At 34.4% G+C, this 11514-nt stretch carries 8 protein-coding genes and 2 pseudogenes; all 10 read left to right on the plus strand.

Annotated features, from left to right (window positions below; all coding sequences use genetic code 11):
• Positions 1–128: pseudogene (locus L691_RS31640) on the plus strand (TrmH family RNA methyltransferase); the annotation flags it as partial.
• A gap of 246 nt (positions 129–374) precedes the next feature.
• On the plus strand, positions 375–1103 hold the full coding sequence (locus tag L691_RS0125995; protein WP_025693121.1) for a PDDEXK family nuclease: 729 nt from the start codon (positions 375–377) through the stop codon (positions 1101–1103).
• Position 1104: 1 nt separating this feature from the next.
• The gene (locus L691_RS0126000; protein ID WP_025693122.1) at positions 1105–3216 is read left to right on the plus strand and encodes a Mu transposase C-terminal domain-containing protein; all 2112 of its coding nucleotides are present in this window, start codon (positions 1105–1107) and stop codon (positions 3214–3216) included.
• Complete coding sequence (locus L691_RS0126005) at positions 3213–4145, plus strand: TniB family NTP-binding protein (protein WP_025693123.1); 933 nt, start codon at positions 3213–3215, stop codon at positions 4143–4145. Before L691_RS0126000 ends, L691_RS0126005 begins: the two co-directional genes overlap by 4 nt.
• A 30-nt stretch (positions 4146–4175) precedes the next feature.
• Complete coding sequence (locus L691_RS0126010) at positions 4176–6206, plus strand: TniQ family protein (RefSeq protein ID WP_025693124.1); 2031 nt, start codon at positions 4176–4178, stop codon at positions 6204–6206.
• Positions 6207–6310: 104 nt separating this feature from the next.
• Positions 6311–8113, plus strand: a complete 1803-nt coding sequence (locus L691_RS0126015; protein ID WP_025693125.1) for a TniQ family protein — start codon at positions 6311–6313, stop codon at positions 8111–8113.
• A 14-nt stretch (positions 8114–8127) separates the two neighbouring features.
• Positions 8128–8234, plus strand: a pseudogene (locus tag L691_RS34475) (sigma factor); the annotation flags it as partial.
• 210 nt (positions 8235–8444) lie between these two features.
• The gene (locus L691_RS30265) at positions 8445–9170 is read left to right on the plus strand and encodes a type II toxin-antitoxin system PemK/MazF family toxin (RefSeq protein WP_025693126.1); all 726 of its coding nucleotides are present in this window, start codon (positions 8445–8447) and stop codon (positions 9168–9170) included.
• A gap of 228 nt (positions 9171–9398) precedes the next feature.
• The gene (locus L691_RS0126025; protein WP_025693127.1) at positions 9399–10595 is read left to right on the plus strand and encodes a hypothetical protein; all 1197 of its coding nucleotides are present in this window, start codon (positions 9399–9401) and stop codon (positions 10593–10595) included.
• Positions 10592–11404, plus strand: a complete 813-nt coding sequence (locus L691_RS0126030; RefSeq protein WP_025693128.1) for a hypothetical protein — start codon at positions 10592–10594, stop codon at positions 11402–11404. Before L691_RS0126025 ends, L691_RS0126030 begins: the two co-directional genes overlap by 4 nt.
• Positions 11405–11514: the final 110 nt, after the last annotated feature.

Genomic DNA, 11514 nt, shown 5'->3' on the forward strand with positions numbered 1-11514 from the left:
TCTCGCCGGAAACGGCGCGGATGGTGGACAAGAGCATCATCATCCCGATGAAGGGCCGTGCCGAATCGCTGAACGCGGCGATGGCCGCGACGATTTTATTGTTTGAGGCGATGCGGCAGCGGGGGTAATTTGGCATGGCAAAGTGTGTGTGTGAGAAACAATTATACTTGAGACTAGTTTGATCGATAACTGAGACATTTTTGATGATATGTTTGAGACTTATTATATGCCGGTAGTAGCAAGAATCCTTGCTGCTACTGGTTTTTTTTATTTTTTATAGGGTATGCACTTCGAATTAGTGGGTAATTAATGTAATAGAAATAGAATTATGATATTCCACTTATAACTGATACTTTTTGAAATGAGGTGTCCTTTTGGAATGGAAAAACCGCATCTGGGTTAATGAGGATAATTTGTACAGCCCTAAACGTAAAGTGAATAATAGGAGAAGTCACTTTCATCCTCACATCATTGGGAGTTTTTTTAGCCAAAAAAACTTAAGACCCGTTGAGTATGAATCATTATCAGAACGGCTTTTTTACTACTACTTAGAATTAGATTCCGAAGTAATACGTTATTATGTTCAACCAATTGAGGTGCCTATCTACGATGGAAAAGAAGAATGGATTCACATCCCCGATGTTCTGGTTTTTAAACAGAGATTTAATCCATTGCTTTATCAAGTGAAACTCGAACCTGAAGAAACACCAAATGAGCATGTAGAAATTTGCAATCGGTATTGTAGAGCGTACGTTTTGGAAGAAAATTGGGAATATCATGTGATTTATCCTAAAGAGCTTCCTGAAACTTTATCTTACAATCTCAGGCTATTAAAGGGATTTCTGAAAGAAAGAAAGTACTATCCGCAGTGGTGTGAAAGCATAAATTATCGATTGTGCTGCATTGAATCGTGTTCTATTGAAAATCTCGCCTCCACTTTCACAGACGCTATTGATCCTCTCTTAATAAAACCTTTAATATTTCACCTCATTGCCAAAGGCACATTTTTGACTGATGTAAACGAAAAAATTACTTCCCAAAGCATAATTACTTTCAATTATCAAAGTATTGCTTCTTTTGCGTATATACAAGGAGGAACATAGCATGGCATTTAGACAACTTAAACTCTATTCGGAATGCGGTTTGTATGGGAAGACATTTAAGGTTATTAGGATCGCCCCACCAAAACTTTGGTTAAGAAGACCAGATGGGGAAGACCTTGAAATTGCTTTTGCAGATCTTGTCAACCATCCAACCTTTGTGCCTGAATCGATTATGAAATTAGACAGGAAAGAGGTAGAAAGAACATATGATAACGTAATAGCAAAACTGGATGACAATAAAAGATATGAAGTAAGTAAGCGGCTTCAATTAATTGAACCACTACTTATTCTAGAAAAGATTCAAGCTGGAAATATTCAAGCAATAGCACAGTTCTATGATAAATGTAAGGATATAGTTCTTGAGAATGAAGAAGCAATTGAACTGAAGCAGGAAGAATTAATTACAAGAATCACAGAAAAACGTGGCGGTTCAAGAGCAAGTATTATGCGCTACTTATCAGAATATCGACGAGTAGAATCTGAAGGAGAATCACGAGGTTTAGAAGGACTTATATCTAATAAAGGTAGAGGTTATACCGGCAGAAAAGATAACAAATGCATGAATATCTGTCACCCTGAACATCCGGAAATCATCCTGGATACTATCTTTGTTCGATTAACAGATAAGCAAATCGAGATTCTAAAGGAAACAATTGAAAAAGATTACTTAAATAAATATCGTGTTTCAAAAGCCACTATTCACAGACTTATAGAGCGAAGATATGCAAGAGTTAATGAACCTGAAATAAATTATAGTACGATATCTAATATTATAGATCGAATAGATAAAAATGCGGTTGAGCGTCTTCGGAATATGAAGGGAGCCAGAGCAGTTTATGACGAAGTAGCGCGTGGTTATGCAGAACGTGAGGCTACTTGTCGGTTAGATATTATCCAGATGGACCATACACGACTAGATATACAGGTCATTGATGATAAAACGGGTCTAGTAATTGACCGTCCGTGGATAACATTGGGTATAGATGTGTATTCACGTGGTATATGGTGTCTATATTTATCTCATGAAAGTCCTTCAATCAATGTGGTAAGAAAAGCGACTCAACAAGGTGTTTTTGCTAAAAACACAAAAAAAGAGTATGGTACAGAATTAGAATGGGAGATCTTCGGCATTCCTAATATCATTTATGTTGATAATGGAATGGATTTTAAAAGCAACGAATTCAAGCGAATGGTGAATGAAACTCTTCAATCAGAGATTATGCATAGGCCGGTTAAAATACCCCATTACGGAGCAGTTATTGAAAGATTATTTGGTACAATTAACAGTGAACTCATTCACAATTTAATGGGTACAACAAAAAGCAATATTGTAGACAGGGGGGAATTAAACCCAGAAAAAGATGCATTTTTAACGTTAAGTCAACTCCGAAAAATTCTTGTTCATTATCTTGTAGATATATATCCGTTGCGCCCACATCGAGGGTTAGCGAATAATATTTCCCCATTGGTAAAATACAGAGAAAGTGTGAATGAAGTGGGCTATCCTGAGTGGATTGACAAAGCTGATGAACAAAAATATAAAATTGATTTCTTAATTTCGGACAAAAAACCTTATACGCGAGATGGTGTGCGTTGGGATAACAAAATTTATAAATCTGCTAAGTGTGCTGACATTATCGGAGGCCGCGAAAAAAAGTATACAGTGAAATATGATATTGATGATATTTCAAAAATTTATTTGCTGCATCCGAAAACTAAAGAATTCATTGAACTTTATTGTGAGACTCCTCCTTACGAAACAGTAGTTGGAGTAAATCAATATACTTACAAAAAGTTAATAAAGTTTTTGCGTAACGAAGGTGAAGAAAAGTTAAAGCTTCTTCCAGGCAAAGCTCATATGAATAGAGCTTGGGAAAGGTTGGCTAAATTTATTATTGAGGGACTGAAGGAAAAGAAAAAGGTTAGGCAAATTGTTGCAAGAATGGAAGGGGTAAAAATAGATGTTACTACTGCATATCAAGCTAATCAAACTGATCAAACTAATCAAACAACTCAGATTCAACAATCTCAATACGCAGGAAACCTTGAAGAAGAGCTATATTTAATTGCTAAAAAAGCTGAACAGGTTAGAGAAGGAGGCTATAAAAAATGAGCCATGAGGAAGTAAAAGATCTAGCACGCCGAATAAAAAAATTGTTTATTCAGCATGAAGAAGTAACACGTATATGGAGCAGGCTTGATTCAATGAGAGTGTACATAGAACCTGATGAACTCGATGACGAAGATGAAGATGTAGAAAAAGACCCGAGACACTTATTTATCACGGGATTATCAGGCGTTGGAAAATCACAAATTGGAAAGAGGTATGCCAAAAGTATCCCCAGATATACGGAAATAGTTGATGATGAAGAAATCGACATTGTACCCGTTCTTTATGTGAAGCTGCCATATCCATTTACCCAACTAGATTTTTATAAGAAAATACTAAAAGCTTTAGGGACAGAAAATTTCCGCCGAGATGCCCGAGTTAATATGATAAAAGATCGTGTACTCCTATTATTAAAAAAACAAAAAGTTCAAATGATCATTTTCGACGAAATGAACTTTATTATGCGAACGAAAAATTTTGATAATCAAACAGCTATGGAGATGCTTAAAGATTTAACGAATGAACACCAGGTGAGTATTGTATGTTTGGGAACCCCTCAAATTGAAAAACTTCATACCATGGAGGATGAATACGTCAGACGATTTGGAAGAGACCATATTGATCGTTTTGAGAATTGCAATGAGAAATTCTATGAGTTACTAAGAAAGATAGAAGAAGCCATTCAACCGCCGATTCCTATAGGACTACATGATGAAGCGACAGGTCTTCCACGTTTATTGCATTTCTATAGCCAAGGTCGCATTGGATATTTACATTTGATTATTAAGGAAGCATTCAGATTGCTTAATGTATTTGATCAAAAGTATGTTGATTATTCGAATATTCGATTAACAGTAGATGTATTGAAACAAGCTAAGTTTAATCTGTTTCGTGAGAGCGACCATTTAATTAGACCAGAAAATGCGGAGTAAAAGGCCTCTTAACACAAGGAGATGATCCAATTGAGTCGTCTTACAATTCGTCCTGAAGTTAAATATGGGGAATCCTTAAGTAGCTACCTAATGCGAGCTTGCCAAGCAAATATGATACTATATTTTGATTTGTTAAGACATGTACAACCTATAAAATCGATGGACGTTTTCTATAGACGATCCATTCGAATTGACATTATGCCTCAGCAAAAACACGATATGAGAAGATTAGCTATGTTGTTAGGGCAAACAGAGAAAAGCTTGTATGAAATGACTTTTGACTCATTAAGATTAAAACTCAATCATTATGGTCTTTACTTGAATGACAGTTTTCTGACTTTAATGCCAGTATTATTAGAATCGAATAAGCGTAAATTTTGTACCTATTGCCTTAAGGAAAATATTGGTTATCAAATGTTGTGGCAAGTTAGAGAAATCGATGTTTGTTTAAAACATAAGGTTAAGTTAAAAACCAGTTGCCCGATTTGTAATCACGATCAATCATATATTCATAATAACTTGGGAGCATATCGTTGTTATCATTGTGGAAATTATTTGTTCAGTGAAAACCAGCAATTTCATGAAGCTAATAAAGAATGTATGCCTCAAAGGTATAATGAATGGCAATATATATTGGATCCCAAAAAACAATTGTTTCCTGGATTAGTAAATGGATTGGACTTGCAGAAAACGATATGTATCACTCTAATTTATATTCTACAATTACAACTAGAGGAATCGCCCACCCAATATCGCTATAATCTTGTTTCAAGACTTCTACGACACGATTATTTACATTCTATTCTTCGTTTTATTAATGACGAAACTTCCCCTCAGAAAGTAACATTCCCCCAAATTATTAAAATTTTAAATAAAATAAAGATAAGTTTTAAAGCTTTCACAAAAACTAAGGTACCAGCGAGTTATGTGAATTCAATAAAATTATTGAAAAATCAAGAAAAAGTTAATCGAAAATGTCTAACTCCTTGGTGTATTACATTCGACAAATCAGACGCTTTAAAAGAGATACCATTTACTCACAATTCAACTTTTAAAAAAGAAAAATACTCGGGAGCTAGTATCTGTGACAATTGTGGTATCAGATACGGATATAATCTAGGTACCAAACAATGGTCAGAAATAGACAACAATATAGAGTTGATCGATAAGGTCGTTCTGATGTTATGGTTTGATAAGAACGAGAAAGAAATAAGAAAATCTCTAAATATTTCGTATAGAAAACTTTATGAGGCTCTCGGGTATGCTTTGCGATATAATTTGTTACCAATTAATAAGAAAGAAACATATAGAAAATATTCACAATCAGATTTAATGATAGTCGAATGCTTCAAAGAGTTATATTTAGAAGCCAAGATAATAACTCATAAAGCACGAAAATGGTATGGTTGGCATGAGATTGAGTTTTTCTATCATTTTTATAATCCTATAGTCCAACAATACCGTTGGATTGAGTATACTCATAAAAATAAATTTAATAATAAGCAGAAAGTATTAAAAGTCCAACCGCATATCGAAAAGACGTTAATTGATATTATTCATTTAGAAGAAGAACTTACTTCAAAAGAAATTGCGGCTTCGCTTAATATAGAGTTTATTAATTTTAAAAAATACGGTTTTGCAAAAAAGGTCCAAGAAATAAAAAGACAAATACAAAAAAATGCTACTGAGTCAGAACTTCTTGATAAGGTACAGGAATATGTCAAAGCGATGGATCAAGCAAGATTATCAGTTAAATGTAAGGATGTTTATAATTACATTGGGAAAAGCTCAAATGATACTAAGAAATCCATGCCTTCTCTGTCGAATTTTATTACCGAGCAGTCTACTTTGAGTAAAAATAAGTTGAGATTGTATAAAATGCAGGATTTAATGGAAAAGGCAGAAAATATCATACTATCTGAATATTATGAGAGAAACACAATTCCTTTAATAACGGAATTAGAGAAGCAATTAAAAATTGTTGGAAAGATCCATACTAAATATCGTCCCGTCTTAGAACATATTAAACAAACAATCAGATCGTTAGAAACAGGCGAATAATTAATTTATTTGGGATAAAGAAGTTTCTGTAAGTAATACGTATTGTACGTCTATAACACTCATTTCAAGGGAATAATAGATAAAAAACTCTTGGAGTGAGTTTAATGGATAACCTTGTTAGATTTACAGTAAGACCATTGATACAGAAAGAAGAGTCACTGTTTGGTTTTTTGTTGCGTTTTGCCAATGCTAATGGAATATCACTTTGCGATATTCTTAATAGGTTAAAAGTTAATAAATATAGACTCCATTCAGGTGATTATCACAAATTAGATATTATCCCTGAAAGTATGATTGACTTGAGAAAACTCTGTTTTGTTAGTGGCTCTCTGATAGAAGAACTGAAATCATCTACTTGTTATAATATAATACTGAAATTTAAAGGTAACAGTAAGGATTACAATAGTATGTTTCTAAAGGAATATCTTCGAAATGAATTCCATTATTGCCCGGATTGTCTTAAAGAAAAGCGTATTATTCACCTTTTATGGAAATTTGAACCTATCGTTATTTGCGAAAAACATCAAAGAATTTTATTAGATAGTTGCCATTTTTGTCATAAAAGGATTAAATACAACGATTTAAGAGAAGTAGGCAGTTGCCCATATTGTCTAAAAGATTTAAGTAAGCAAAGTAGTGAAGTTACAGAAGTTATTACAAACCAAGTTATATTGGAACAACGATGGTATAGGACAGCCTTTGATTCACTTTTGAATAAATATTCTGGGATTCGTTTAGATTCTAGCGAGCTTGCATTGAAAATTCTGTATGTAATTAATGGTTGTATAAACGAATTTAACAGAAAAGAGATTAGAAATAAATTTAAAGAAACAACCTTGGTACATTTTTTACAGTGTGCTAGAGGTACAACCAAAAAGAGGACAATCCATATAAGGACCATTCTTAGCATTTTAAAAGATCGAGATATAACTGTTGAAACTTTTTTAACGATGGAGCTTCCTAACGAATTTAAGGCAGCTGTATTAAACCATGAGGTTAATGAGAAACATAGTTTGAAATGTATCGCTCCTTGGTGTATGAATTATGATTTAGAAGGCAGGCTACTTGCCACCACTTCAAAGAACATTCAACAACTTGATCAAACTCTAAAACAGTATTTTGTCTGTCCTGATTGTAGTTGCGAATATGCCTTGAATTCAAGAAAAGAGATGATTGAGAGAACGTATTTCATAAGGGCCTTTGAGATTCTTTCAAATAGAAGTATTGATAATCTCACTTGGCCAGAAAAAGAAAAAATAATTGGATTAAAGCGAAATAGGATTCTAAGAATTATTGCTTATTTTTCCTCAAGAGGTCTATTAACTGGGAATTATAGATACACCGAGAAAGATATAGATGATACATTGCTGTTGAAGGCAATTGAAAGCATACAAACAGGTTCGAAAATTCATGATATTCAGCACTTTGATTGTTGGGATAATAATGAGCACTATTTACTTCACAGATACCATCCACAAGTAGTCAAAGCTATAGTTTCAAAAAAACATTCTTTATCTCCAAAGTTTATGTATGATAAGGATTTATCTAGGGAGATTGAAAATGTTTGTCATCAATTAATTAAAAAAGGTCAAGAAATTAAAATTGGGGTTGTCGCCAAGCTAATCGGATACAGCGCAACAACTATTCGAAACAAAGGTTGCTCATCTATAATTAATAAATATAGAAAGCAACAGCAGATTATATATAAACAAAATCTACTTCAAAGGGTCCAAGATAATGTGAATAATTATTTTACTAGCCATGAAGGACAAATTATACATTCAAGGGATTTATTTAATGAATTTGAGGTGTGTCGTAACACAATTAAAAGAATTGACCCGGAATATTGTAAACAAATTGACCAAAGAAGATCAAACTGGAATGAACAGCTGAAATTAACTATGTGATATATTGGAACTGAAAATTCGATAACACAGGAGAGGATATGGAAGATTTGATCTCCATAGAACGATTGGGTTAATAAAGACGATCGAAAGCTACCATCCCAACAAAGGCACAAAATTTGCTATTTTACAGATGCTTGTAGACTGGGCGATTCATGGCTGTTGCGAACAACCCGTGCTGCCAGTTGACGAGCAGCTTTAACTCGCGCTCAAGCAATTCTGAAAATTGCGGTGGCTTAATAGAAAAATAAATTGTGAGTGGAGAGGAATTTGAAAGCTTTTGTCGAATATTTTTTAGTATGAGTATTGACGTAGCTTGGAGGAAAAAATTAATATGAAACAGTCATTTAAAGATAAATTGGAGGCTCTTAAAGGTATATCTCCATTGCCTGCTGTAAAAACTGATGCCGAAACAATTATTGCTGTACGTGAGACATTGGATCGGATGTATAAAGTTATGCTTGATTACAAATTGGATTACGGTATTAAGTGGATGGTGGGGTTACAAAAATATTTGGATGACAAGGATACTCGTACGGTAAAATGGTTTAATAATCATTTATCAAGAGGCCATGTTGTGGAGGCCGAATTGTTTGGGCATTTTAATAAAGAGCTAACCTTTGCTCATCCGTGCGTAGTCCTTTACGATGGTTCGTATGATGGCAACGTTGGAGGATGGATGTTGGTTGCGCCGATCTCTACACCTCGGTTTAATGACAAGAACGCTTTTACCGTTGATCTTACCGTAGCTGATGGATTGAAGCATGATTGTGGGGCATGTCTTGATTCGGTGCAAGTGATTGATAAAAGACGAGTGATTTTCCAACATACGTTACCTGACGGTGCAAAGAGCAAAGTTAGAGATATTAAATTAGACGAGATTGATCAGAAAATCATTCATTATTATCTACCGGAATCACATAATAAATACGAAGATGCTGCTAAGGTTTTAGCAACGGAGCAAAAGGAACACCAAGACACTCGAACAGAACTGAATCGGCTTCAGAAACTCAACGAAGAACTGCAGCAAAAACTTGAGAAATTCGAACAATCTGTTTAACAAACTTGAACTTGAAGATTGAGGGAAAACAGTGTATAATTTGTACTGAAGAAACTCATGTTATATTTTGGGCCCCAGCGCCCCGCGCAATCGAGCGCCTGCATCACAGAATGGTTTGTTGGACCTTAGCGTCCCGCGCAATTGAGCGCAAACACAGCCTTCACCTTTAGGTGAGGGCTGTTGTGCTATTATTCTAAAATCTAATTTTTATCGAGGTGTAAATGTGTAATGGTGGAAAAGAATTTCAACTCGAGAGAAAAAATCTTTTCCTATCTTGATGATTATGCATCAGATATCAAGTCGCAGTTAAACACAAACAGAACAGTAAACACACTTCTTAAATCGTATATATTTGAAACTTTCACTAAGCAAAAAGGAATTGATACTGCACAAATATACAGTCAACGAGGCTACGAAGTCAGTCAAGTTGATGAGGCAATGCTTAGATTGGATAAGGGATCACAAACCGTTGGGTTCATTGAGGAGATAAACCCACGATTTTCTGTGCTATATTCTGTTGATAAAGCACAACACTCAGATGCCTATACTAATAACTTGGTGAGGCAAATTCCGTTATTAGATAGTCTTTGGATATCTGGAAAGTTATTTGACTTGTTTTGGGAAAAGATTCAAAGAGATCACTCACCTCACAGGTATATAAAGATGAAATTTGAGTTCGATGGTTTTTTTGATAGTAACACAATAACTAAACATTATTCTCATCAGATTGACATAGAAAGTTTTAATGAAGAGATTTATGATGACCAAAAAGTTACTACTATTACCTTAGTTGAGGAATTATCAGAACTAAACTCTAAGATTAATGGAGTCCGTGAATTTTTTCCTGCATTTAATTCTGTGGGATTGTTACGATTTCCTAGTTATGTTGGAAAAGGCGGACATGATTTTTATCGAAATGGTAAAGTGACCAATAGGTCTGAAAGCTTTAAGGATCACAGATATCAAATAAATAATACTATTAACGAATACCAAAAAATTACGGAAGCTATAGAGCAAACAACTTGGATTAATTTTGATACATACAAAAATGACCATACAGAAGGAATCTCGATAAAAGGTAGCCCAATAGTATTCAAATTTGCTCGTTCGTTAAAAGAGCATGTGTTCCATAATTTTATAGAGTATACATTTCGAACAGGTAAGGAGCCCTTTAGAATCCTCGGCAAGCCTATCTGGATCAACGAAAACAAAGTACATATTTATGGAACTGATATACATTTGTGGCAGAAAGTTTTATTAGAGTTATCCAGAGAAGAGTTTGTAGTAATATTGCCGACAGGTACGTGCGGAAACACGATTCATCGACTAGTAACAAATATTCAACGGTATCTTGATCCAGGCGTAAGTGTTTTTATTGGTGATCAAAGTTATGATTACTTTATGAGAGGGTCACTAATCGAATGACAACGTTCTCAGCTTTACACCATTTAAATTTGTTTATACATTTAAGTATGAATTATTCTAGTACTTCACATGTTAATCCTTATTTTCGAAAAAAAGGTTATAGACTGAAGTATATTTCATTAGAATTACCAGTACCTGTAGAACCTCGGCATAAGGTTATTCAACAAATTGGTACAAAAATTAACTCATTTGTTGTACCGGAATTGATTTTTGAGCACAATACAGATGGGCAATTACTTATAGTAGAATGTAAATTAAAAGATATTTCCTTTGACGTAAATGATCGGGATAACAGACAAGCCTTTGGTTATTTATGCCTAAGTGAGAGTGATCTAAGTAGATATTTGGGTATCACAAGGTCTTCTAATAGTAAGTTACTGTACTCTGTAGACCGAGGCCACATTGAAGCTTACAGTCAGGTATTGAGTGACATATCAGAAATTATTACTGAAACAAATTATAGCTATTTTCCATATGAAGTTAGTGGGATAAGTGTTAATGATAGTGAGATTACTTTATTATTCAAAGATGAAAATGACCATTACGAAGAAATTTGTGTTGCAAAAGATCCATTACCATTTATAATTCCTATAGATCCTGAGGTTAATCTAAAAGATGAATATGGACGGCAAGTTGTAGAAGAAAATCTCAGAATGATAATTGCAGCAAGAATTTGTCCGTTTATTGAGTTTACTGATATAAAATTTTCCATAGAAGAAATTTGTAAAGAGTTAATACCTATATGGGATCTGTGGTCCAAAACTCCTCGAACTAATCCCACATGGCCTTACGGCCATCACCATGGATGAAAATGGAGCTTGCAAATCCAGCCTACTTTTGCAGTAATCAAAGTAAGCAGATCAGAGGTCGAAGACTTTTTGGTGCGCGAGCCCGAGAACTAATCTGACCAATTGCAACC

This window comes from Paenibacillus zanthoxyli JH29 (assembly GCF_000520715.1).
Lineage (GTDB): Bacteria > Bacillota > Bacilli > Paenibacillales > Paenibacillaceae > Paenibacillus_AQ > Paenibacillus_AQ zanthoxyli.

What these genes read in the sequence shown, in the direction of transcription:
- L691_RS0126000 (WP_025693122.1), top strand. Translation starts at nt 1,105, where the DNA reads ATGGCATTTAGACAACTTAAACTCTATTCGGAATGCGGTTTGTATGGG.
- L691_RS0126005 (WP_025693123.1), top strand. Translation starts at nt 3,213, where the DNA reads ATGAGCCATGAGGAAGTAAAAGATCTAGCACGCCGAATAAAAAAATTG.
- L691_RS0126015 (WP_025693125.1), top strand. Translation starts at nt 6,311, where the DNA reads ATGGATAACCTTGTTAGATTTACAGTAAGACCATTGATACAGAAAGAA.
- L691_RS30265 (WP_025693126.1), top strand. Translation starts at nt 8,445, where the DNA reads ATGAAACAGTCATTTAAAGATAAATTGGAGGCTCTTAAAGGTATATCT.
- L691_RS0126025 (WP_025693127.1), top strand. Translation starts at nt 9,399, where the DNA reads ATGGTGGAAAAGAATTTCAACTCGAGAGAAAAAATCTTTTCCTATCTT.
- L691_RS0126030 (WP_025693128.1), top strand. Translation starts at nt 10,592, where the DNA reads ATGACAACGTTCTCAGCTTTACACCATTTAAATTTGTTTATACATTTA.